This window comes from Pseudomonas sp. lyk4-R2A-10 (assembly GCF_030209075.1).
Lineage (GTDB): Bacteria > Pseudomonadota > Gammaproteobacteria > Pseudomonadales > Pseudomonadaceae > Aquipseudomonas > Aquipseudomonas glycinae.
Genome location: NZ_JARVSR010000010.1, coordinates 181806 through 205333, shown reverse-complemented (window position 1 = coordinate 205333; position 23528 = coordinate 181806). Strand labels below are relative to the sequence as shown.

The 23528-nt window shown below is 61.5% G+C and carries 21 protein-coding genes; 15 read left to right on the top strand and 6 right to left on the bottom strand.

The window, feature by feature from the left end:
• The first annotated feature begins 293 nt into the window (after nucleotides 1-293).
• Nucleotides 294-713 (top strand): organic hydroperoxide resistance protein, encoded by a 420-nt coding sequence (locus tag QRN46_RS14380; RefSeq protein WP_011333886.1) that lies wholly within the window; start codon nucleotides 294-296, stop codon nucleotides 711-713.
• Nucleotides 714-834: 121 nt separating this feature from the next.
• On the opposite strand, the gene QRN46_RS14375 is transcribed toward QRN46_RS14380, so the two are convergent.
• The gene (locus tag QRN46_RS14375) at nucleotides 835-1275 is read right to left on the bottom strand and encodes a hypothetical protein (protein WP_041475246.1); all 441 of its coding nucleotides are present in this window, start codon (nucleotides 1273-1275) and stop codon (nucleotides 835-837) included.
• Nucleotides 1276-1681: 406 nt separating this feature from the next.
• On the opposite strand from QRN46_RS14375, the gene QRN46_RS14370 reads away from it, so the two are divergent.
• Nucleotides 1682-3856, top strand: a complete 2175-nt coding sequence (locus QRN46_RS14370; protein ID WP_011333884.1) for a TonB-dependent siderophore receptor — start codon at nucleotides 1682-1684, stop codon at nucleotides 3854-3856.
• Between the two features lie 345 nt (nucleotides 3857-4201).
• A complete protein-coding gene (locus QRN46_RS14365) occupies nucleotides 4202-5020 on the top strand; it encodes an alpha/beta fold hydrolase (protein WP_011333883.1) in 819 nt (272 codons plus the stop codon).
• A 108-nt stretch (nucleotides 5021-5128) separates the two neighbouring features.
• On the opposite strand, the gene QRN46_RS14360 is transcribed toward QRN46_RS14365, so the two are convergent.
• Nucleotides 5129-6103 carry a LysR family transcriptional regulator gene (locus QRN46_RS14360; protein ID WP_011333882.1) on the bottom strand — a complete coding sequence of 325 codons (975 nt, stop codon included), beginning with the start codon at nucleotides 6101-6103 and terminating at the stop codon, nucleotides 5129-5131.
• Nucleotides 6104-6505: 402 nt separating this feature from the next.
• Between QRN46_RS14360 and QRN46_RS14355 the strand changes: the two genes are divergently transcribed.
• From QRN46_RS14355 to QRN46_RS14335, 5 genes are all read left to right on the top strand, one after another.
• Nucleotides 6506-7153: a response regulator transcription factor gene (locus tag QRN46_RS14355; protein ID WP_201818255.1), complete on the top strand. Its 648-nt coding sequence runs from the start codon at nucleotides 6506-6508 to the stop codon at nucleotides 7151-7153.
• A gap of 346 nt (nucleotides 7154-7499) precedes the next feature.
• Nucleotides 7500-8954, top strand: a complete 1455-nt coding sequence (locus QRN46_RS14350; RefSeq protein WP_011333880.1) for a sensor histidine kinase — start codon at nucleotides 7500-7502, stop codon at nucleotides 8952-8954.
• A 110-nt stretch (nucleotides 8955-9064) separates the two neighbouring features.
• Nucleotides 9065-9712, top strand: coding sequence for an AraC family transcriptional regulator (locus QRN46_RS14345; protein ID WP_350310501.1), 648 nt, complete (start codon nucleotides 9065-9067; stop codon nucleotides 9710-9712).
• Nucleotides 9713-9727: 15 nt separating this feature from the next.
• Nucleotides 9728-10252, top strand: coding sequence for a hypothetical protein (locus QRN46_RS14340; RefSeq protein ID WP_285355371.1), 525 nt, complete (start codon nucleotides 9728-9730; stop codon nucleotides 10250-10252).
• 126 nt (nucleotides 10253-10378) lie between these two features.
• Entirely contained in the window at nucleotides 10379-10753 is a 375-nt protein-coding gene (locus tag QRN46_RS14335; RefSeq protein WP_064381874.1) for a response regulator transcription factor, read from the top strand.
• A 144-nt stretch (nucleotides 10754-10897) separates the two neighbouring features.
• Here the strand turns inward: QRN46_RS14335 and QRN46_RS14330 are convergent, their stop codons facing one another.
• The gene (locus QRN46_RS14330) at nucleotides 10898-11857 is read right to left on the bottom strand and encodes an MBL fold metallo-hydrolase (RefSeq protein WP_011333876.1); all 960 of its coding nucleotides are present in this window, start codon (nucleotides 11855-11857) and stop codon (nucleotides 10898-10900) included.
• 275 nt (nucleotides 11858-12132) lie between these two features.
• Between QRN46_RS14330 and QRN46_RS14325 the strand changes: the two genes are divergently transcribed.
• The 3 genes from QRN46_RS14325 to QRN46_RS14315 all read left to right on the top strand — a co-directional run bounded on the left by QRN46_RS14325 (nucleotide 12133) and on the right by QRN46_RS14315 (nucleotide 15101).
• Nucleotides 12133-13152 carry a GlxA family transcriptional regulator gene (locus tag QRN46_RS14325; protein ID WP_285355368.1) on the top strand — a complete coding sequence of 340 codons (1020 nt, stop codon included), beginning with the start codon at nucleotides 12133-12135 and terminating at the stop codon, nucleotides 13150-13152.
• A gap of 148 nt (nucleotides 13153-13300) precedes the next feature.
• A complete protein-coding gene (locus QRN46_RS14320) occupies nucleotides 13301-13675 on the top strand; it encodes a response regulator transcription factor (protein ID WP_041475244.1) in 375 nt (124 codons plus the stop codon).
• A gap of 223 nt (nucleotides 13676-13898) precedes the next feature.
• Nucleotides 13899-15101, top strand: a complete 1203-nt coding sequence (locus QRN46_RS14315; protein WP_285355365.1) for an NAD(P)/FAD-dependent oxidoreductase — start codon at nucleotides 13899-13901, stop codon at nucleotides 15099-15101.
• 118 nt (nucleotides 15102-15219) lie between these two features.
• Here the strand turns inward: QRN46_RS14315 and QRN46_RS14310 are convergent, their stop codons facing one another.
• Nucleotides 15220-16137, bottom strand: a complete 918-nt coding sequence (locus QRN46_RS14310) for a LysR family transcriptional regulator (RefSeq protein ID WP_285355362.1) — start codon at nucleotides 16135-16137, stop codon at nucleotides 15220-15222.
• Nucleotides 16138-16237: 100 nt separating this feature from the next.
• Entirely contained in the window at nucleotides 16238-17437 is a 1200-nt protein-coding gene (locus QRN46_RS14305; protein WP_285355360.1) for an MFS transporter, read from the bottom strand.
• 309 nt (nucleotides 17438-17746) lie between these two features.
• Here QRN46_RS14305 and QRN46_RS14300 point away from each other — a divergent pair, with 309 nt between their 5' ends.
• From QRN46_RS14300 to QRN46_RS14285, 4 genes are all read left to right on the top strand, one after another.
• A complete protein-coding gene (locus QRN46_RS14300) occupies nucleotides 17747-19006 on the top strand; it encodes a c-type cytochrome (RefSeq protein ID WP_285355358.1) in 1260 nt (419 codons plus the stop codon).
• On the top strand, nucleotides 19003-19476 hold the full coding sequence (locus tag QRN46_RS14295; RefSeq protein ID WP_285355357.1) for a (2Fe-2S)-binding protein: 474 nt from the start codon (nucleotides 19003-19005) through the stop codon (nucleotides 19474-19476). Before QRN46_RS14300 ends, QRN46_RS14295 begins: the two co-directional genes overlap by 4 nt.
• Nucleotides 19473-21710: a xanthine dehydrogenase family protein molybdopterin-binding subunit gene (locus tag QRN46_RS14290; protein ID WP_285355356.1), complete on the top strand. Its 2238-nt coding sequence runs from the start codon at nucleotides 19473-19475 to the stop codon at nucleotides 21708-21710. The genes QRN46_RS14295 and QRN46_RS14290 overlap by 4 nt, the downstream gene beginning before the upstream one ends.
• Nucleotides 21711-21860: 150 nt before the next feature.
• On the top strand, nucleotides 21861-22976 hold the full coding sequence (locus tag QRN46_RS14285; protein ID WP_201818239.1) for an alkene reductase: 1116 nt from the start codon (nucleotides 21861-21863) through the stop codon (nucleotides 22974-22976).
• A 65-nt stretch (nucleotides 22977-23041) separates the two neighbouring features.
• Here QRN46_RS14285 and QRN46_RS14280 read toward each other — a convergent pair whose 3' ends face one another.
• Complete coding sequence (locus tag QRN46_RS14280) at nucleotides 23042-23467, bottom strand: cupin domain-containing protein (protein ID WP_007955201.1); 426 nt, start codon at nucleotides 23465-23467, stop codon at nucleotides 23042-23044.
• Nucleotides 23468-23528 lie beyond the last annotated feature (61 nt).

Sequence of the window (23528 nt, the reverse complement as noted above, 5' to 3'; positions counted from 1 at the left end):
CGTTGACGCAGACGCCGGGAACGGTTATCCGCCCGGATCGCGAAAGAGGCAGGCAGACCCAAGCCTGCCCCTTTGCGCAATGCACAGCGAGTCTGTAAGCGGTCAATGCGTATCGTCTGACGTGATAAGCGACAGGAACCAATGGCCTGCCTCGTCCCCGATGTCCAGGCCAGGCTACAGAGCGATACAAAAACGCCGCCGCACGACACATCACGGGTACATGCCAATGCAAAAGTGTGGGCCATCGGAACCTTCGCTGTCCGACTTAACCCATCACTCAGGCAGGTATTTCCATGATCAATCAACTCGACACCGTGCTGTACACCGGCAAGACCCGCACCACTGGCGGGCGCGATGGCGCCTCACGCAGCTCTGACGGCAATCTGGACATCAAGCTCTCGCCACCGGGTTCGAATGGCAGCGGCACCAATCCGGAACAGCTGTTGGCAGCCGGCTGGTCGGCCTGCTTCATCGGCGCCATGGGCAAGGCAGCCGCGGCACAGAAGATCAGGCTTCCGGCGGATGTGGCGGTCGAAACCGAAATCGATCTGGGCAAGACCGGTGATGCGTTCTTCCTTCAGGCACGCTTGAGTGTCAGCCTGCCGGGGCTGGAGCCTTCGGTTGCCCAGGCGCTGGTGGACGCGGCGCATCAGACCTGCCCTTACTCAAAGGCCACTCGCGGCAACATCGACGTCACCCTGCGGCTGATCTGAATCAGCCCTGTTTGATCCTGCAAACCGCCCGATGCACGGCTTCGGGCGGTTTTTTTACAGGGTTGAGCGATGCCGTTCCTCCGGTTCAAACAACCAGAGGAGCGAACGGTCATTGAACGATTTACGCGAACGACGTCTCGTGCTCGCTTTCGTGAACGTAAATCCACGAGATTCCCGATGGCGAATCCGGGTCGAGGCGCATCAGCGCCGAGTCGACTTTCTTCTTGGTGATCCCGTTCTTGACCAGGTCGAAAACCGTGAGGAAGAAGTCACCGGGAAGCGGCGTGATCGAGAGATTGATGATGTGCGACTCGGGGCTTCCGGCACGTTTGCCGTGCAGTCCCCAAAGGCGTTCCCAGTAGTTCTCCCGATCCATGATCTGACCGTCCGTGAGCACCACCCGGAAATCGTTCGCCAGGGCATCGTACAAAGGCTTTATCGCGTCTTCCGACTGGGAAGCCACGCCGCGCGACCACGGGAAAAAGAGGTTGTACCAGCGGTACACCTCGGCTTTGACGAGTGCGGTTTTATCGGTTGTTTCGGTGACTCGGCTGATTGCCATCTGCGTTCTCCTTAACAAGCTCAAAGGCGCGGTTTCTCCGTTACGCATCGCCTGGGCGTTGCTCCGCGCCTCATTCAAGATCCATCCTGAAATCAACGTCACGGGGCCAGTTCGAAAGCGCATGAATGACTTCAGAATTTCTCCTGTCATTTGACTGACCCGGCCACAAAAGTAGACGCCAACCTGTTGGTTTGCATTGGAAACTGACAAGCGGCTTTTCGGCTGTCTGAGCGCCAAGGGCCGTGCTTGAGCGGTTCCGTAACGACACAGACCCAGCTCCCTCTCCCGTTGCGCGATTTCACATTTCTTTCACGAATCGCTTTGTCGCTGTAAAAAACCCTGACACAATTATTGGCAATGATTCTCAACAGCGCTTTGTTTGCTATTTAATAATCAGGAAGCCTCCATGTCGCGCCCCACCTCGCCACATCGTTTCAACCCGTCACGCAACCTCCTGTCCATGGCCATCTGCATGGCCGTCATGACCCCGGCGCTGGCCGATGAAACCCGCGAGGTGCAGGACACCGCCCCGCCCGCCACCCTCGAACTCGGCGCGACTGCAATCACATCCACCCAACTGGGCAGTACCACCGAAGGCTCGGAGTCGTACACCACCGGCACCATGGCCACCGCCACCAAACTGCCGTTGACCCTGCGCGAAACACCACAAGCCGTCACCGTCATCACCCGCCAGCGCATGGACGATCAGGCGATGACCAGCATCAATGACGTGGTCAACGCCACGCCGGGGCTGTTCCTCGACTACTCCAACGGCCCCGGCCGACAGGCCTACAAAGCCCGGGGCTTCAACATCGACAACCTGATGTACGACGGCATTCCGAGCGGCTACGACGGCGTGAACGTCGGCTCCCAGCCGAATCTGGCGATGTTCGACCGGGTTGAAGTCGTTCGGGGCGCGACCGGTCTGGTCACCGGTGCCGGCAACCCTTCGGCGGCGATCAACCTGGTGCGCAAACGCCCATTGGCCGAGCAGCGCGTGACCCTGACCGGCGCCGCCGGGACCTGGGACAACTATCGCGGCGAGCTCGATGCTTCCAGCCCGCTCAATGACAGCGGCACCCTGCGCGGCCGGGTGGTCACGTCCTACCACGACGCCAACAGCTTCATCGATGACGTCGACGAGCAACACAACCTGTTCTACGCCGTCACCGAAGCCGATCTGAGCGACGACACCACTTTGACCCTCGGTTTCTCGCACCAAAAGGACAGGACCAACTACTTTTGGGGTTCATCAATGATCGGCCTCGACGGCCATCACCTCGACCTCCCGCGCTCGTACAACCCCGGCACTTCCTGGGAAGACAAGGATCAGGAAATCAACACCGTCTTCGCCGAGATCCGTCAGCAACTGGCCAACGACTGGAAGCTGCAGGTCAACGCCAACTATTCCGAGCAGAACGCGCTGTTCTCCGGCTCGTACCAGTCGCGCTGGGTCAACGACACCCTGGCCCGCACGGTTTACCAATCCAAGGCCGATGAAAACCAGGCCGGTCTCGACGCCTTCTTCAGCGGCCCGTTCGAAGCCTTCGGACGCAGCCATGAACTGGTGGTCGGCGCCAGCAAACGCATCTACGACCTGACCACCCACAACTACTCGCCGTACGACACCAACTGGCCGATCAACGCCGGCAAGCCGGACTTCGTCCACACCAACAACACACGTGAAGTCACCACTCAGGACGGCGTATACCTGACCACCCGCCTGAGCCTGGCCGACCCGCTGAAACTGATCCTCGGCGGACGTCTGGACTGGTACGACTACGACAACCGCGATGGCGACGGCGATTACAAAGTCACCCGCAACGTCACCCGCTATGCCGGCCTGATCTACGAGCTGGACGACCATCATTCGGTGTACGCCAGCTACAGCGACATCTTCACCCCGCAGAGCAACAAGGGCACCTCCGGTAACCCGGTCAAGCCGATCGTGGGCAAGAACTACGAGGTCGGCATCAAGGGCGAATACCTGGGCGGCGCGCTGAATGCCAGCCTCGCCGTGTTCCGTGTCGATCAGGAAAACCGCGCGGTGCAGGTGTTCGTGCCGAACTGCCCGCAGTCTTCCTGCTATGAGGCCTCCGGCGAGATCCGCAGCCAGGGTATCGACTTCGAACTGCAAGGCGCGCTCACCGACAACTGGCAGATCGGCGGCGGCTACACCTACGCCCGTACGCACACCATCAAGGATGAGGCGAACCCGCAGAACGTGAACAAGCAGTTCGACACCGACACGCCGGAGCACCTGTTCAAACTGACCACCCGCTACAACTTTCAGGGCCCGCTGGAAAAACTTCGCGTGGGCGGCAACATTTCCTGGCAGAGCCGCATGTACAACGACATCGAACTGCTCGATGGCGGCAACTACCGACTCAAGCAAGGCGCGTACGCCGTGACCGACCTGATGGCCGGCTACCGGGTCAATGAAAACCTCAACCTGCAACTCAACGCCAACAACATCTTCGACCGCAAGTACTACTCCACCATCGCCAACTCCGTCAGCTACGGCGGCGACAGCTATGGCAGCCCGCGCAACATGATGTTGACGGCCAAATACACCTTCTAATTTGTCCAGGCGCAGGGACGCGCCACCCCCGCCAAGATTCCTCCCGCCACACCTACATACCAAAGCGTTAATTTCAAAAACCCATGTCTGGTGGTCAGTCGTACCCCTTTGCCCAAAGATTGCCTTCGGCCAGGGCTGCAGCCTTGCGCCGCCTGTGCAACTTCTTTAACTCAATGGGTGTTCAAAATGACTGACGAGAAAAACGGAACCACCCGTCGTGGCTTGATCACGACGGGTGCCATGGCCGCTACCCTGGCGGTGGCATTGCCGGCGCTGGCGACGCAGCAGACACCGGCATCCGCGTCAGGGGGCAGCAAAAGCGCCGGTAAAGGCAGCGATTCGGGAATGTTCACCGTCAAGGATGGCACGCAGATTTTCTACAAGGACTGGGGCCACGGCCAGCCGATCGTTTTCCACCACGGCTGGCCCCTTTCGAGTGATGACTGGGACACGCAAATGCTGTTCTTCCTCAACAAGGGCTTTCGCGTCATCGCCCATGATCGACGTGGCCATGGTCGCTCCTCGCAAACGGCCATGGGCAACGCAATGGACACCTACGCCGCCGACATTGCCGAGTTGATGGCACACCTGAACATCCGCAACGCCGTGCACATCGGCCACTCCACCGGCGGCGGTGAAGTGGCGCGCTACGTGGCGCGGCATGGTCGCGGCCGGGTGGCCAAGGCCGTGCTGATCGGCGCTGTAGCGCCCATCATGCTGCGCACCGCAAAAAATCCCGGAGGCCTGCCGATGGAGGTGTTTGACGGGTTGCGCAAGGCACTCGCGCAGAATCGCAGCCAGTTTTATCGTGACTTCCCGAGCGGACCGTTCTACGGCTTCAATCGCCCAGGTGCGAAAGTGTCTGAAGCGATCGTCGAAAACTGGTGGCGTCAGGGCATGAACGGCGGGATCAAGGCGCAGTACGACTGCATCAGCGCGTTCTCCGAAACCGACTTCACCGATGACCTGAAAAACATCGATGTGCCGACCCTGGTGCTGCACGGTGAAGATGACCAGATCGTGCCGATCACCAATTCGGCTCACCTCTCAATCAAATTGCTCAAGCACGGTACGCTGAAAACCTACCCCGGCCAGCCCCATGGCATGTGCACCACAAACGGCGACACCATCAACGCGGATCTTCTGGCGTTTATCAATGCGTGATTTGCCGGGGTGCCCTCCTGACGGCAAGCCACATACACCCCCTTAAAAACAAAGCTCCGATCGAGTCGGAGCTTTTTATTGGGCGAATCACACAGCCGTTGCAGTTATCTACCGGGCCATCATCAACGTCTGATCGACGGGCAACGCGGGGCGTAATTTTGGCACTACCTGCAACTCAATCGGCGTGCCAAGAAATGCCTGGCAACGCGAACGCAGCCAACGCTGAGCGCAATCGTTGTGCGCAGCGGCACGCCAGACCATGGAAAGCTCCCGCGATGGCAGCAACAGAGGGGCCGGCTCGGCCCTGATGCCATTCACCGAGGCCATGGCCCTGGCCACGTAATCCGGAACGATGACCAGCATGTCGCTCTGCGCCAACAACCTTGGCAAGGCACTGAACTGCGGCACTGCCAGCACCACTTTGCGCCGACGTCCAAGCAGGTCCAGCGCGTGGTCGGTGTCATCCCTGGCCTTGCCCATGGACGACACGATGGCATGCGGGCGCTCGCAGAACTCATCGAGCGCCAGCAGGCCCGGGCGGGTATCCGAGCGCAGGAGCATTGGCCGGATCGACCGTAGACTCTTGCGTCGAGCGTTGGCCGGCAGATCGAGCGTAGGGCTGATGCCCAGAGAAATCTCGCCATTGAACAGCCGCTGCGACATCTGCTGCTGATCGACGCGCAGCACCACCAAGGCAATATTCGGCGCCTCGCTACGAAGCTGGCGCAGCAGTCGCGGGAGCAACGCGTATTCGACATCGTCGGACAGGCCGACCTGAAAGGTCACCTCGCTGGTAGCTGGGGCGAAGGGCTGGCAACGGCTCAACGCCGCGACAACGCCATCCAGCGCCGGCGTCAGGTTGGCGAAAATTTCCTCGGCCCGCCTTGTCGGTTCCATCACCCTCCCCGCACGAACGAACAACGGATCGTCGAAAAGCACACGCAAACGCCCCAGCGCTGCACTGATGGTCGGTTGACCGAGAAACAGTTTCTCGCCGACCCGGCTGACGTTGCGCTCATGCATCAGCGTCTCGAAGACCACCAGCAGATTGATGTCGACACGACGGAGTTCATTTCTGTTCATGAAGTTCACCACCCGGCACGCGGCCATTGAAATCGACGGAGAGCTGATAAAGGTTAAGGGCGCGCCTGCCGGACGTCTGTGGTACTTGGGGACAGCGGGATCATGCGTTAGGTGAGTGTTTTGATACTTGTGTATGAACCGTTTGAAACCGATAGCTGCATCGGGCCGCGCAAAGACCGGTGCAATGGCCGTTTTTTCGGGTTTTTTGTCCTAGCTGACGGCGTGCTGCGCCACTACGATGCTTAACCGTCTATCTACTCACGCCCACACCTGCGCAACGTGTCGCACGGCGCTATCGCCAGCGGGACCGTGTCTCTGGTCGGGCATCAACCCGCACGAGCAAACACCGGCCGCCCGGCCAAGGGATTCGCCACAACGTCACAACCTTTTGGGAAAAGAGCAATGAACAACAATCCCATCAGCAACAACCCCAGCGAGCCGGTGGTATTCATCGTCGACGACGATGCCGCGTTGCGCGAATCCCTCGGCAGCCTGTTGCGCTCCATTGGTCTGCGGGTGGAGCTATTCGGATCGGTCGCCGAGTTCATGACGTATCAACGTCCGGACACGCTGAGTTGCCTGGTACTCGACGTGCGCCTGCAAGGCAGCAGCGGGCTGGATTTCCAGAATGAACTGGCCACCGCCGGAACCAATGTGCCAATCGTGTTCATCACCGGACACGGCGATATCGCCATGACCGTGCGCGCGATGAAAGCCGGCGCGGTGGACTTCCTGACCAAACCGTTTCGCGAGCAGGACCTGATCGATGCCGTCTGCGCCGCGCACTCGCGGGACAAGCAGCGTCGCGAGTCAGGGCGGCATGCCGATGAACTGCGCGCCCGTCATGGGACGTTGACACCCCGGGAGCAGACGGTCATGGCGTTGGCAGCCTCAGGCTTGATGAACAAGCAGATCGCCGGGGAAATCGGCCTCAGTGAAATCACTGTGAAGATCCACCGGGGCCAGGCCATGCGCAAGATGGGCGCGCGCTCATTTGCCGACCTCGTGCGCATGGCCGAAGTCATCGCGGCGCTGCCTGCACATCGGTGACCGAATGAAACGATACGGTATGGCTCAAGCCGCCGTGGCTGCCCGGCACAATCAACACTCAAGTTCCGAACAACTAACACTTGGGTATATCCATTTCATACGCAGTCATATTGCAAGTGACCCAATGCAGCAGTGCCAGCGTAGAAGTCTTCGAATAAGATTTTTATTCAAATAACCATTACTCAATACAACGATTGGTGAATGACAGACAGTCGCCAACAACCGTCATGTCTGAAAAACAACTTCAGACTTTTTAACCTCTTCATTAATACGCCTTTCATAGCGTTTGCCTGCTTCATCGAAAGAACACGACCTGCCGTCCGATAGCAAAAATCTGGAAGAATAAATGTCTATCATCAAACGTCGCGCACAACTTCTTTGTTCAGACGCCTTCGCCTGGCTTTGCGCCATAGCGGTCGGCAGCATGATCTATATAACCAACGCGTACCTCGATCTGGACGTTGCGCCGACGTTGTTCTACATCACGCTGGTATTCATGTCCGCGAACATCTTCCCGGTACCGGTATTTCTTGCCGTCGCGTTGGGTTGCCTCACGCTGCTGACGGCCGACTTCCTGGTCGATGAGGGTTATCGCGATCACCGCAGCATCGCCGGATTCGTCAGGTGCCTGATCGCGCTGACGACCATTTCCCTGCTCGCGTTGCGCAGCAAACGCGCCACTGAAACGCTGCGGCGCAAGGAAGCGTTCTTTCTGGGCGCACAGAAACTTACCCACACCGGCAGTATCGGTTTCATCATCGATAAAAAAGTCAGCGTTTCATGGTCGCAAGAGTCGTCGCGTATTTTCGAGTATTCGCCGGACGTCACCCCGACACTGGCGCTGGTCAAGTCACGCACTCATCCCGACGACCTGCCGGTTATCGATCAGGTGCTGGAGCAGTTTGCGCGCCGGCAGGAGCTGGTCGAAGTCGAGCATCGGCTGCTCATGCCGGATGGTCGGATCAAGCACGTGCAGATGATCGCCAGCCCGTTGCCCAGACATCGCGGGCGCACGCAATACGCCGGGGCGCTGATGGATGTCACCGCCAGCAAACAGTCGGAAGAGGCGTTGTTTCACTCGCAAGCCACCCTCGCCCACGTCACGCGCCTGACTTCCATGGGCGAACTGGCCGCGTCGATTGCCCACGAAATCAATCAGCCGCTGGCAGCGGTCATCACCAGCGGCGAATCCTGCAAACGCTGGATCAACCGGCCCGAACCCAACCTGGAAGAAGCCCGCCGTTCGCTGGACCGGATCATTCAAAACTCGGTCAGGGTCTCCGATGTCATCGCCTGTATTCGAGCGTTATCGCGACACAGCGAGGTGCAGCGCAATGTCGAAGTGTTCGACGACATCGTCAGTGACTCGCTGACGCTGATGCAACATGACATCAGCTTCCATGAGGTTCGCCCGCACGCCCGACTGGGCACTCACGGTGCGCGGATCAAAGGTGACCGGGTACAACTGCAGCAAGTCATCATCAATCTGATCATCAACGCCTGCCAGGCCATGGCCAATGTGCTTGACCGCGCCCGGACGCTGCGGATCACCACCTCGATCCTGCACAACGAGGCCGTGCTTGAAATCGCCGACTCCGGCGTCGGCATTGCCGAGGACATCCTGCCTTCGCTGTTCGACCCCTTTTTCACCACCAAGCCCACCGGCCTGGGAATGGGCCTCTCGATTTGCCGTTCGATCATTGAATTCCACGGCGGCCGCATCTGGGTCAACAGCACCGAGGGCGTCGGCACGCAGTTTGTGTTTGCGATTCCATTGGCTGCGCTCGAACACGATCAATGACAACCATCCACCCCTGATGTCGCCCGGTGGCGATATGGAGACCCGCATTGTCTATCCAACGTACAAACCCCGGCGCAGAACCCGAAACTCCGGTACACGAACGAACCGTCGTGTTCGTGGCATACCCGCAAATGGGCCTGCTGGATCTGACCGGTGCGCAGACCGTTTTCTGGGCGGCGACGTGCGGACTGGCGCAACTCGGTTTGCCCGGTTATGCCTTGCACACCGCGAGCCTGCAAGGCGGGCCGGTGCAGACCGGCGAAGGCCTGGTGGTTCAAACCCGGCGGCTGGATGAGCTCGGCGACGAGCCGATCAATACGTTGATCGTTCCAGGCTCGGCGCTCATCAGCCAGGCATTGCGAGACAACGCGCCGCTGGTCGATTGGTTGCGCGCCACGTCAGCCACGGCCAACCGTACGACGTCGGTATGCAGCGGTGCTTTTTTCCTGGCTCAGGCCGGACTGCTCGACGGCCTGCGCGTGGCGACACACTGGTTGATGGCTGACATGTTCGAGCGGCTGTTCCCCAGGGTCGAGCTGGATCGCGAGGCCATCTTCGTTCACCAGGCATCGGTGTGGACCTGCGCCGGCGTCAGCGCTGGGATCGATCTGGCGCTGGCAATGGTCGAGGCCGATCACGGTCGCGAGCTGGCCATGCAGGTCGCCCGGCGCATGGTGGTGTACTACCGACGCCCGGACAACCAGAAACAGTGGAGTCCGCTGCTGCAATCACAACATTCCATCGCGCACGAGCGCTAGCCGGAGACGGTGGTCATGAACGCACCGCACAAACTGTATTTGGTCAGTCACCCGCCCTGCATCACCCGCTATGGCACGCACACATCGTTGTCCACCGCTGAGCGCGTGGAGATCATCGACGCATTGACGCAGACCCTGAGCGCGACGCTGAGCATTCTGGCGCGACTCAGACACAGCCAGCAGACAATGCGCACCGTCAGCTTTCTACCGGTGCAGACGCTGTTTCGCAGGCTGTTGAATGCCAATACCCGTTACGCCGACTTTCTCGTCACCGGCATCACCGACCTGGGCGGCCATGCCCAGCGCGACGCGCTCTACGACCTCAATGAGGCTCCCGAACCTTTATGCTTTGCCGACTGCCTTAAAGGCATTGACCGCGCCCTGAGCCGACTGCGGGCCGCCGATGCCTTGTTCCGCGACTGTCGCGCCAGCGCAATTGCCAACAACGACTGCGCCAGCCGACAACTCTTTGAAGCCTGCACTCGACATAACAGTTACTTTCTTTCGTTAATCAACAACCATTTATTTGCTGAACATTGATTAACTTTCGCAACTAACAAAAAAACCAACTAAACATACCCACGTATACTATTCCACAATTTTTGAAAGCGTATCTTGCAAGTATGGCGGGCGCGACAGACACCCGCAAAGAACGCAAGGTTTCCCATGTTCAACTCAGCTATTGTTTCAGTTGTCGATGATGACGAACTTGTTCTGGTTTCAATGGACAGTTTGTTGCGGTCTTGCGGTTATACGGTCAAGACATTCAACAGCGCTTTTGCATTTCTTGAATCGAGCGCGCCAGAGCAGACCGGGTGCCTGATCTCGGACATTCAGATGCCCGGCATGTGCGGGGTCGAAATGTACGAGGCGCTGGCGGCCAGGAAGATCCATATTCCGACGATTTTCATCACTGGCAAACCGGGCCTGCCCCCCGAGTTCAGTGCGCGGGTGAAGACGCCGGAAGGTTATTTCTCCAAACCGTTCCATACCGGGGCATTGCTGGCCTGCATCGAACAGGCGCTGATGCGCCGCCGTTGAGCGGCCCTGACGAATAACTGGATGCAGAGCCGCCGCTGCCCGACCAACAAACCTCAAAGCAAAAAAAGGCCCCGCAAGCTCATCACTTGCGGGGCCTGATTTTTATCGAGCCCGGCAGAATGCAGCCGGGCCGCCGACAGCCGATCAGTAATCCCAGAACGCTGCAATCCAGCGGAACGCATCGCCATCGACCGCCACTCGACCTACCGACGGGAACGGCAGATGGGTGGCAACAAACCACTCGCCACTCGCCGCCGCTTCGCGCATCAGACGCATGCGAACACGCACCGACTCTTCAGGATCATGCTCGAAACCGTTGTGCCATTCCGGATGCTCGAAGGCCACCGGAAACAGGGCGTCGCCAGCAAAGGTCAGGCGTTCGCCGCCCGAGTTGACGTAGACAATGCTGTGCCCCGGCGTATGCCCGCCGGTGAGTTTCACCACCACCCCCGGCGCCACTTCGTATTCATCCTCGAAGGTGCGCACCTGGCGGCGGTAATCGTTGATGAACTGATTGGCCGTCGCGCGCAGAACGTCAGGCACTGGCGCCGGCATGACGGTCTGGGTGAAGTCCGGCGTCTCCCAGAACTCGACCTCTTTTGCCGAGACGTGAATGCGCACATCCGCACGCAACCGGCTCTTCACCTCGTCGACCAGCAGACCGCCGACATGGTCCATGTGCATGTGCGTGATCACAATGTCAGTCACGCTGGCCAGATCAATGCCCGCCGCTTCCAGGCGTTTCGGCAACTGGCCGGCCCGGGGGAAGCCGGGAAACTGCCCGCCCAGCCCGGCGTCGACCAGAATGATCTGCTCGCCGCTGCGCACCACCAGCACGTTGAGTGCCCAGTCAAACGCGTCCGGCCCCAGGAACATGTCCTTGAACCAGGCGGCGCGAGCCTGCGGGTCGGCATTTGTGGACATGGTCGAGGTCGGCAGCGGCAGCACGCCGTCGCTGATCACCACCACGTCGATGTCGCCGACCTGCAGTGCGTAGCGCGATGGCACCAGCTCCTGCGCCGGAGCGAATGGCTGGCGGGTGACGGACGCCTGCCGGTCATCGGTTGCGTTGGTTTGATTGGAGTGATTCAGATACGTTGACATGGTCGCTTTCCTCTTGGCTGAGTCAAAATTTCCCGGACGAATGCCCTTGCTGGCGCAAGCGCTGAATGGCGCGCCTTGAAATCGAGTGTGCATCGCGACCACGACGTCCAACACCATACGCGGGTATAGGGCTTGAACCACATCGACCGAGTAACGCCGCTGTTGAGGTGGCAGTGGCCCATACCAATGTATATTCGCGCTCCTGCCCGCAAACACCGAAACTACGGCGCACCGGATCGCCGAAAAGCGGGCGATCATCAGGTCCCTGAGCAGTCATGAACTCTATTTTTCACCAACCCGACCCTCTCACCTGCTTGCTCGCGCAACCGCGCACGCTGGTGTTCCTGGCGTATCCGCAGATGGGCTTGCTGGACCTGACCGGCGCACAAACCGTGTTCTGGGCCGCGTCCAAGGCCATGGCCGAACGCGGCTTGCCTGGCTACGCGTTGCACACCGCCAGCCTGGACGGCGGATTGATCGCCACCGCCGAAGGGCTGTCGGTCAACACCTTGGCCCTGCGCACCTTTGACGAGACAACCATCGATACGCTGATCGTGCCCGGTGCGCCGAACATCCGTCAGGCCATGCTCGACAATGTTGCGTTGGTCGACTGGCTGCGCGCGGCGTCAGCCAAGGCCAGACGCACCGCCTCGGTGTGCAGCGGCACCTTTCTGCTGGCCCAGGCCGGGCTGCTGGAAGGCTTGCGCGCAACCACCCACTGGGGCATGTGCGACATGCTCAAGGGTGGTTTTCCGAGTGTCGATGTCGACCTTGATGCGATCTACATCCAGCAAGGCAACGTCTGGACTTCCGCCGGGGTCACCACCGGAATCGACATGGCGCTAGCGCTGGTCGAGGCCGATTGCGGCCGCGCCGTGGCGTTGAAGGTGGCGCGTGAGCTGGTGGTTTTTCTCAAACGCCCTGGCGGTCAGGCGCAGTTCAGCCAGTTGCTGCAAGCGCAGATCGACGACAGAGGCTGCTTCGAAGAATTGCACCTGTGGATCAGCGAAAACCTCGGCGACTCGCAATTGAGCGTCGAATCGCTGGCCCGACAGGCGCAAATGAGCCCGCGCAATTTCGCGCGGGTCTACAAACGCAAGATTGGCCGCACGCCGGCCAAGGCACTCGAGCTGTTTCGCCTGGAAGCGGCGCGACGAATGCTCGAAGACTCTCAGCGCAACATCGACCAGATCGCGCAGTTGTGCGGGTTTGGCGACGAAGAACGCATGCGCGACACCTTCTACCGTCACCTCTCGGTCTCGCCCCGGGAATACCGCAGCCGGTTCTCGCGCTGACGCCACACAGCGCAATGGCACCGGGCTCGCAGACGTTCAAATACTGTCGCTATACACACGTATAAGTACGCCGCCGAACCGAGCGGCGTATCGTGCGGCAATGGCGGGCGTCCTCGACGGGCTACCCGAGATCAGCCCTGGTAAAGCAATGTCCCACACCGCTGTTGTATCGGTTGTCGATGATGATGAGTCCGTGCGCATGGCGCTGGACAGCCTGTTGCGCTCGCACGGCTACACCGTGCAGTTGTACCCGAACGCGGAGGCTTTTCTGGCGATGAAGGCGCCGCCCCGCCCCGGCTGCATCATCTCGGACATCCAGATGCCCGGTCTGTCCGGCATCGAGATGTACGATGAGCTGTGCGCCCGAGGCGTGCGCATCCCGATCATTTTCATCACGGGTTACCAGGGGCGTCCGCCAAGGGTCAACGCCGCATTCCCCGAGCCCCTCGCCTATTTCCCTAAACCCTTCCCGTGCGGCGAACTCATCACCTGCATCGAAAGCGCATTCAATCGCGCCGTTTGACGGCCCTCTTTCTATACCTGTGTATACCCCACCCCATACCTAAGCATGTCGGCACTGACCCTATGTAGAAGTGTCTCGCCGCACCTTCCCCGATAGCATCTTCCCCAGCGAATCGAACCGGCTCTGCGGTTGTTCACAACCACCTGCTTCGTGCAGAGCGGCAGACGGTCACGCATCAACGGACAAGCCGTTCAACGACCAGAATTTCCACAGGAGTCATCCGATGAAACAGCACATTTTAGTGATAGGCGCAGGGTTTGGTGGAGTCTGGAGCGCCCTGAGCGCCGCACGTCTGCTGGACCAGCATGATCGTAACGACGTGCAGATCACCGTCCTCGCACCCCAGGCAGAACTGCGCATCCGTCCGCGCTTCTACGAGCCGGATGTCCACAACATGAAAGCGCCGCTGGGTGAACTGTTCGATGCCGTGGGCGTGAAATTCGTCAAAGGCATCGCCGACAACATCGACACCGCCAGCAAGCAAGTGACCTACAGCGATGCCTTCGGCACACAAGGCACGCTGAACTATGACCGACTGGTATTGGCTGCCGGCAGCCGAGTAATCCGGCCACCGCTCAAAGGCATGATCGAACACGCCTTCGATGTCGATCAGATCGAAGAAGCAGCACGCCTCGAAGCCCATATCAAGTCGTTGAAGGACCAGCCGTCGAGCGCTGCGCGTAATACCGTGGTGGTCGCCGGTGGTGGTTTTACCGGGATCGAAACCGCCACCGAAATGCCGGCCCGCCTGCGTGCCGCACTGGGTGACGATGCGCCGATCAGGGTCATCGTGGTGGATCGCGCGCCGAAAATCGCCGCGACTCTGGGTGACGGCATTCGCCCGTCCATTGTCGAAGCGTCCCGAGAGCTGGGCATTGAATGGGTAGTCGACGCCTCGGTCGCCTCGGTGGATGCCGGCGGCGTGACTTTGGCTGACGGCAAACGGATCGAGTCCAACACCGTCATCTGGACCGTTGGCTTCCGCGCCAGCCCGCTCACTGAACAGATTCCGGGCAGCCGTGATCCGCAAGGTCGCCTGCACGTCGACGGCCACTTGAAAGTGCTGGGGCACGTGGATGTCTTCGCCGCCGGCGACGTCGCTTATGCCGCCACGGATGATCTCGGAAACTACGCCGCGATGTCCTGCCAGCATGCGATCAGCCTGGGCCGTTATGCCGGCAACAATGTGGCGGCTGATCTGATCGGTGTCGCACCGGTCACCTACCGCCAGCCCAAGTACGTGACCTGCCTTGACCTCGGCGCCTGGGGCGCGGTGTTCACCGAGGGCTGGGACCGCCAATTGAAACTGGTCGGGCAAGAGGCCAAGGACCTCAAGACCCAGATCAACACCGTGTGGATCTACCCGCCTGCCGCCGATCGTGCAACCGCACTGGCCGCGGCCGACCCATTGATTCCGGTGGCCTGATCACCCGACGGTTCACACTTCCCTATCGCTGCGCATTCCCAGGCGCCCGCCACGGTTTTTTTGGCGGGCGCTTTTTTATGCAGAACTCACAAAGCGTCGGGCGGCAATAAACGGCACTCTAGCGTTGAGTCGATGGCTCCGCTGCCAGAATGTCTTCCAGAAAGTCGATGAACACATTGATACGACTGGAGCCCCGGTGATTGGGCAGATACAACGCATTGATGCAGCAGCTCGCATTACCGGGGTTGACTTCATAACCCTCCAGCAGCCGCGTCAACCGACCGGCCTCGACATCGGCGCGCACCAGCCAGTCCGCCAGCAGGGCCACCCCGCGTCCCGCCACCGCCGCTTCGCGCAGGATATCAGCGTTGTTGCTTTGCAGGCGGCCATGCACATTGAGCTGGATGGTTTCCTCGTCACCCTGGAACGTCCAGTGCTGGTGCGAACCACCGTAGTCGAAGCGCAGGCATTGATGCTCGAGCAAGTCTCGTGGATGCGCCGGCACAGCGTGACCGCTCAGGTAATCCGGACTCGCCACTACCCAGCGCTGAAAGCCGCCCACGCGCTTGCTGACGATATCGTCACTGACCACCGACGATCCCAGGCGCACCGAGACATCGATCTGCTCACTCAGCAGATCGCTGACCTGATCGCTCAACGACACACTGATTTCAAGCCCCGGATGGCGGTCGAGCAATTCCCCCAGTTGCGGTGCAATGATCTGTCGGCCGAATTCGACCGGCACACTGATGCGCAGGCGTCCCTGCGCATCGCTGCCACGGTCGGCGACAACCGCGTCGGCCTCATCGATGGCATCGAGAATGGCCACCGCTTTCTCGAAATAGGTTTGGCCGGCGACCGTCACGCTGGTGTTGCGTGTCGTGCGGTTGAGCAGGCTGGCGCCCAACTCGTGTTCCAGCCCCGCCACCTGGCGCGTCACTGAAGAGGTAGAGATGCCGAGTTTGCGCGCCGCCGAGGAATAACCACCGCAACGGACGGTTTCAACGAACATCTTCAGTGCCAGCAACTTGTCCATAAGTGGAGCCCGATCGAAAGGAAACGGTGATGATTGTGCATCACCGTTCGCCGATCGTCTTGTAGGACCGTGCTTCATCGGACTCAGCGGTGCCTGCGGTTCAGGCATCGGCCTTGCGGCTCAGGAACAGCGCCAGGGCCAGCGCCGGCAGCAACGCCACGGTCACGGCGGACAGGTTCCAGCCGAAATGCTCGTAGAGCGGACTGGCGACCAGCGATCCCAGGGCGCCGCCGACGAAGATGCTGGTCATGTACACGGCATTCAGGCGGGCCCGGCTGTGCGGATCGATGGCGTACACCTCGCGCTGGCCCAGCACCATGTTCAGTTGCACGGCGAAGTCCAGCAGCACCGCGCAAATCACCAGCCAGACATAGCCGCTGCCCGGCAGCGCGGCGATCAGCAACGAGGCTGGCGCCAGCAACAGTGCCACGAGCGTCCCGCGCCGACCGTGCCCGGCATCGGCCAGGCGCCCGGCAATCGGCGCTGCGACCGCGCCGACAGCGCCGACCAGGGCAAATATCGCCACCTGTGCCTGACTGAAACCGTGGTGCCGCATCAGCTCGATCGGTGCAAGGGTCCAGAACAGGCTGAAACTGGCGAACAGCAAGCCCTGATACAGCGAACGCTGACGCAGAACCGCGTGCCGACGGGCCAGCGCAAACACCGAGCCGATCAGCGCAGCGTACGTCGCCTGATGGCTCGGGACGCGGCGCGGCAAGGCAATCGCCATGATCAGGGCGATGACAGCCATCAGCGCCGCTGCGCTGAAAAACACACCGCGCCAGCCGAACACTTCCACCAGCAGACTCGACAGTGGCCGCGACAGCAGAATGCCCAGCAACAGGCCGCTCATGATGTTGCCCACCACCCGGCCACGGGTCGCCTCGGGCGCCAGATGCGCGGCCAACGGCACCAGAATCTGCACCGCCACCGAAGTGAGGCCGATCAGCAACGACAGGACCAGGAACATCGACGGCGAATGCGTCAGGCCGGCGCACAACAGCGTCACGCTCGCCGCGAGGGTAAAGCCCACCACCAGCCGACGGTTTTCCATCAGGTCGGCCAGCGGCACCAGCAACAGTAGGCCCAATGCATAACCGAACTGCGTGAGTGAAACGATCAGACTGGCATTGGCACTGGACAGGCCGATCTGCGGCGCGATCAGTTCGACGATCGGCTGAGCGTAATAAAGGTTGGCCACGACCGCGCCGCAGCAGAATGCCAGGAACGCGACCATCAGGCCGGAAAGAGAAGCGGATGGTTCGGCCTTGGCCGCCGCTGCCGGATTGCCCGTAAGCATGATGACACCTCGATGAGTTTGGAAAAGTGACGCCAAGGCTAAGGGCTGCTTCGGCCTTCGAGTATCCATCCCAAAGGCAATTGAGTGATGCGCCAAATGCAACGCCCCCCGGCGTTGCACTTGGCGCAACGTGCTATTGCGCGGTCCGGCAATACCCGGACGCATGCGCCTTCTCTACCCTTGGGCACCTGGCGCAGAGCTTTGCATCGGCGCCCTTCCCCGGTCGTTCAAGGAGTTGTCGAAGATGCCAAATCCGTCCCTCACGCCCACCGCGTGCTTCTTGGGCAACCGCTCATGAACGGCCATTTCATGAGATCCAGAACGCTGTGGATCAGCGCAGCAGCCCTCGCGTCGATCGGGGCAATCGCGGCCTTGGCGCTGATGTGGCGGCCGGCAATTGCGCCGGTCGAACGCCCGCAAACCTTCGACTCCGCGCAACGGCAACGCGGCGCGCGTGTCGTCGAGGCGGGCGACTGTGCGGTGTGTCATACGCGGCCCGGCGGCCAATACCTGGCTGGCGGACTGCCGCTGGTGACGCCGTTCGGCACCCTCTACAGCACCAACATCACCCCGGATCCACAGACCGGCATCGGCCAATGGTCGCTGCCGGCCTTCGAGCGGGCGATGCGTGAAGGGATCTCCCGCGACGGCCACTTCCTGTACCCGGCCTTCCCTTACGTTCATTACCGGCGCATGAGCGAAGACGACATCGCCGACGCCTATGCGTACCTGATGAGCGGCCCGGCGGTGGACTCGCCGCCACAACAGAACCGCATGAACTTCCCGATGAACATCCGGCCACTGGTGTCGTTCTGGAACCTGCTGTTCCTGCATGGGCAGCCGCTGACGCCGGTGGCGCAGCAATCTCAAGCGTGGAATCGCGGGCGTTACCTGGTCGAGGGGCCCGGTCACTGCGCGGGCTGTCATTCGCCGTTGAACCTGATCGGCGCCGAGAAATCCGGCGAAAACCTGGCCGGCGGCAGCGTGGATGGCTGGGACGCGCCTTCACTGCTGGGCATGGCGCACCGGGCAAACCCGTGGAGCAGCGAGCAACTGGTGAGTTACCTGCGGGCCGACGTGGTCGACGGACACGGCACGGCGGCGGGCCCGATGCGCCCGGTCAGTCTCGGTCTGGCGCGCTTGCCCGCGGAAGATGCTCAGGCGATTGCCGAGTACCTGCTGAGTCTGCCGGCGAAAACCGCGATCAACGAAATTCCGAGCGCCAGCGCTGAACCTGCGGATCGATCCTCTGGCGCGCTGCTGTTCGCCAGTGCCTGCGCCGGCTGCCATGCCCAAGGCGCGCCGATGCGTGACATCGACGGCCGCCCGGCACTGGATCGCACCTCGGCGCTGCAGGCTGCCAGCCCGCGCAACTTTGTGAAAACCGTACTCGAAGGCATCCCGGCAGAACCCGGCCAGCCGGGGCCGGTAATGCCCTCATTCGCCGCCAGTCTCGACAACGCTCAACTCGACGCCCTGGCCGTCTACCTGCGCCATCAGGCCAGCCCCGACCAACCGTGGACCGACCTTCCTGCCACCCTCCAAGCGCTACGTCAGGAGACGAAATGACTCAGATCACCCTCAACGTCAACGGATCCACCCAGGCTCTCGAACTGGAGCCCGACATGCCGCTGCTCTATGCGCTGCGCAATCACCTAGGCCTGAACGGCGCCAAGTACGGCTGTGGTCTGGGCCAATGCGGTGCCTGCACCGTCATCGTCGATGACCAACCGGTGTTTTCCTGCCTGACACCCTGCACCGGTCTCGAAGGCAAAAAGGTTCGGACGGTCGAGAGTCTGGGAACCGCCGAACACCCCGGCTCTCTGCAGCAAGCGTTCATCGACAAGCAGGCCGCTCAATGCGGTTATTGCATCGCCGGCATGTTGATGCGTGCGCAGTCTCTGCTGGAACGCAATCCGCACCCCGACGAGCAGACCATTCGCGAACACATGTCCGTCAACCTCTGCCGCTGCGGCACGCACTTGCGCATCATCGAGGCGATCAACCTTGTCGCCCGGCAAAACGGGAGCGCGCTATGACGACGATCAATGAGGTCGATCACAGTCGCCGTGCGTTCCTGCGCGGGGGCGCTCTGCTGGTAGCGTTTGCTTTGGTGCCGGTCTCGCGCCGCGCCCTGGCTGACACCGAAGTCGATACCCTCGGTACGGTCGTGCTGGCGCCGGACCTGCCCGGCAGCCTGCGCACCAACCCCTGGCTCGATGCCTGGATCCGCGTCGGCCACAACGGCATCACCGTCTACACCGGCAAGGTCGAACTGGGCACCGGGGTCAAAACCGCGCTGCTGCAAATCGCCGCTGAACGGCTGGAGGTAGCTCCGACCGCGATCAACCTGCTCACCGCCGACACCGCACTGACGCCGAACGAAGGCTACACCGCCGGCAGCCACACGATTTTCGACAGCGGCACCGCGCTGTTCAACGCGGCGGCACAAGTGCGCGAGATGCTGCTGGAAGCGGCCGGGCGCAGCTGGAACGTTGCGCCGGCACTGTTGACGACTCGCGACGGCATCATTCTCGGCCCGACCGGGCAACGCATGTCCTACGCCGACGCCGTGCAGCAGGTCGATCTGCACCGCTATGCAAAATCCGAGTCGCCCTCGATGCCGCCGGCGTCGTTCAAGCTCATCGGCCATTCGCTGCCACGGCTGGATATCCCGGGCAAAGTCAGCGGCGGCGCCGCGTTCGTGCAGGACATTCGCCTGCCGGGCATGCTCCACGCCCGGGTCATCCGCCCGCCGCGCCCCGGCTGCACGCTGGAAGCCATCGATATTGATTCGATCAAAACGCTGTCGGGGGTGGTGCAGGTGATTCGCGACGGCAATTATCTGGCCGTGGTCGCGCGGGATGAATGGCAAGCGATCAAAGCCATGCGTCATGGATACGCCTCGGCGCGCTGGAGCGGCGGACAGGCGATTCCCGAATCGCGCGACATCCATGCGCTCCTCAAGCGCCTGCCCTCGCGTCGTTATCCGATTAGCCATGAAGGCACCCCACAAGGCGCGACCGACAACGAATATCGCGCCCGGGTGACCAAGCAATACCTGATGCACGGTTCGATCGGTCCGTCCTGCGCCGTGGCCTGGTTCAAGGACGGCACCCTCAACGTCTGGACCCACACCCAGGGCGTGTATCCGCTGCGTGCCGGGATCGCCGAAATGCTGCGGCTGCCGCCCGAGCGCGTGCGCTGTATCCACACCGAAGGTTCCGGGTGCTATGGCCACAACGGCGCCGACGATGCCGCGGCCGACGCAGCGTTGATTGCCATGCGCGTACCGGGCACGCCGGTGCGGGTGCAATGGATGCGCGAGCAGGAAAACCTTTGGGAGCCGTACAGCTCGGCGATGGTCACCGAAGTGCAAGCCAACCTTGACGCACAGGGTCGGCTGCAGGACTGGAACTATGAGCTGTGGACCACGCCGCACAACGAACGCATCGTCAACGCCGGGCGCTTGCTGCCCGCACGCCTGCTGGCCCGGCCGTTCGCCTCCGCACCGTCGGTGCCGATCGCTCAGCCTGAGGGCGATGGCGATCGTAACGCGGTGCCGCTGTACGCCGTGGCCTCCTCGCGGATCGATATGAACTTCGTCACCGAAATGCCGTTCCGCACCTCGGCCATGCGCTCGCTGGGCGCGCACATCAACGTCTTCGCCATCGAAGCCTGCATCGACGAGCTGGCCGCCAAGGCCGGACTGGATCCGGTTGCCCTGCGCCTGGCCCACCTGACCGATCCCCGGGCAAGGGCTGTCGTTGAACAGGTTCGCGATGCCGTCGGCTGGCCGCAAAAAAGCAGTGAACCCGGCGCAGGCCTTGGCTTCGCCTTCGCGCGTTACAAAAACATCATGGGTTACTGCGCCATTGCCGTGCGTCTGCGGGTGCATCCGCAGACCGGCGAAGTGCAGATCGATCACGTCGTGACCGCAGTGGACGTGGGCCAGATCGTCAGTCCCGACGGCCTGCGCAACCAGGTCGAGGGCGGGATCGTGCAGTCCACCAGCTGGACGCTGTATGAAAAGGTCGCCTATGACGCCGGTGGCATCCGCAGCTACGACTGGAGCGGCTACCCGATCCTGCGCTTCTCGCAAGTACCAAAAAAGGTCGACGTTCACCTGCTCGACCAGCCGGGGCAACCGTTTCTCGGGGCCGCCGAAATCGTTCAGGGCCCCATGGCAGCCGCCATCGGCAATGCCGTGGCGAACGCCACCGGACGGCGCTGGCTGAACCTGCCCCTGACCCGCTCGCAACAGCCTTCCTGAACCACGCCACGTTGCATTTCGCGCAATGCAGCGTGGCGTCACGTGTGGATTATCAAGCACCGGACAGCCGCTTAACGTAGGGCCATCCGGTGTCGGGCCAAATGTCCCGACACCGCCCTGCCGATCCTTTTCGAAGACTGGAGAACCCCCATGACACAACAACTGTTCCGTCCCATCGCCCTCGGCCCCTACACACTTCCCCACCGAGTAGCGATGGCGCCGTTGACTCGCTCCCGTGCCGGGCAACCGGGCGACATCCCGACATCCATGAACGCCGAGTACTACCGCCAACGGGCGAGCGCCGCGCTGATCATTACCGAGGCCACGCAGATTTCCCGCCAGGGCCAGGGTTATGCGTGGACGCCTGGCATCTACAACGATGAACAAGTGCAAGCCTGGCGTGAAGTCAGCCGCCAGGTACACGAGGCCGGCGGGTTGATCTTCATGCAACTGTGGCATGTGGGCCGCGTATCGCACCCAAGCTTTCAACCGGACAACGCACTGCCGGTGGCGCCTAGCGCATTGCCTGTGCCGGGCAAGACCTTCATCGTCGACGACGAGGGCAACGGTGTCTGGGGCGACGTGCCGGTGCCGCGCGCACTGCAAACGTCGGAGATCGCCGACATCATCAGCGACTACCGCCGCGCTGCGCGCAATGCACTGAACGCCGGGATGGATGGCGTGGAAATTCACGCCGGCAACGGCTATCTGCTGGACCAGTTCATCAACAGCAACAGCAACCAGCGCACCGACGGTTATGGCGGCCCCCTGGAAAACCGTGCGCGCCTGTTACTGGAAGTGGTGGCGGCCGTGGTCGACGAAGTCGGTGCCGACCGTGTCGGCGTGCGCCTGACACCCATGGGCCGCTTCATGGGCATGGGCGATGAATCGCCGGAGGCCACATTCGGCTACATCGTGCGCTCGCTGAACCGCTGGAAACTCGCCTACCTGCATCTGGTCGAGCCGGCCGTGGTCGGCACCGTCAAGGATGAAAATTTCGACCCGCGCTGGGACGCGATCATCGCTCAGTTGCGTGATGCGTGGGGTGGCGTGCTGATGATCGCCGGCGGCTACGACCCCGAGTCGGCGGAACGGGCGCTGGCCGACGGTCGCGCCGACATCATCGCGTTTGGCCGACCGTTTCTGGCCAACCCTGATCTGCCTCGGCGAATCCGCGAAGGCCTGACGCTCAACGCACCGGACCCGAGCACGTTCTTTGGCGGCGATCAGCGTGGCTATACCGACTACCCGGTTTACGCCCACTGATACGCTGAACAGCGGACGCAAAAAGGCCTGCCACATCGGCAGGCCTTCTTCGTTTTCGCGGAACGTTACTGCTTGAGAATCAGCAACGGCTCGCCCTTCTTGACGATGTAGGTCGCCAGTTCCGAGCCCTTCTCGTTGCCGACATTCTTGGCGATATGCGCCACACCCGCCGGGATGAACAGTGAATCACCCGCCTTCAGTGTCACCGGTGCCTGGCCTTCCAGCCGGTATTCGAACGTGCCGCTGATCACGTAAGCCACTTCCACACCCGGATGCGCATGGTTGGGCGAGGTGACGCCTGGTTCGAAATCGACGCGAGCCTGGATCACCTCGCGATCCGCCGCACCCAGGTCCTGTCGGACCAGATCGGTACGGCTCAGGCCCTGCTGCCAGCTCTTCGCCGGGGCGGCAGATGGGGTGTCAGCCGCGTGGGCGAGGCCGGTCAGCGAAACGAGTACGGCGGCAGCGGTCATCAGAAGTGTGCGGCGCATGGTGTTGTCCTCTTGGAAGTAGTGATGTGTTGACGACTACTTTGGCCGAGGCATGTACGCA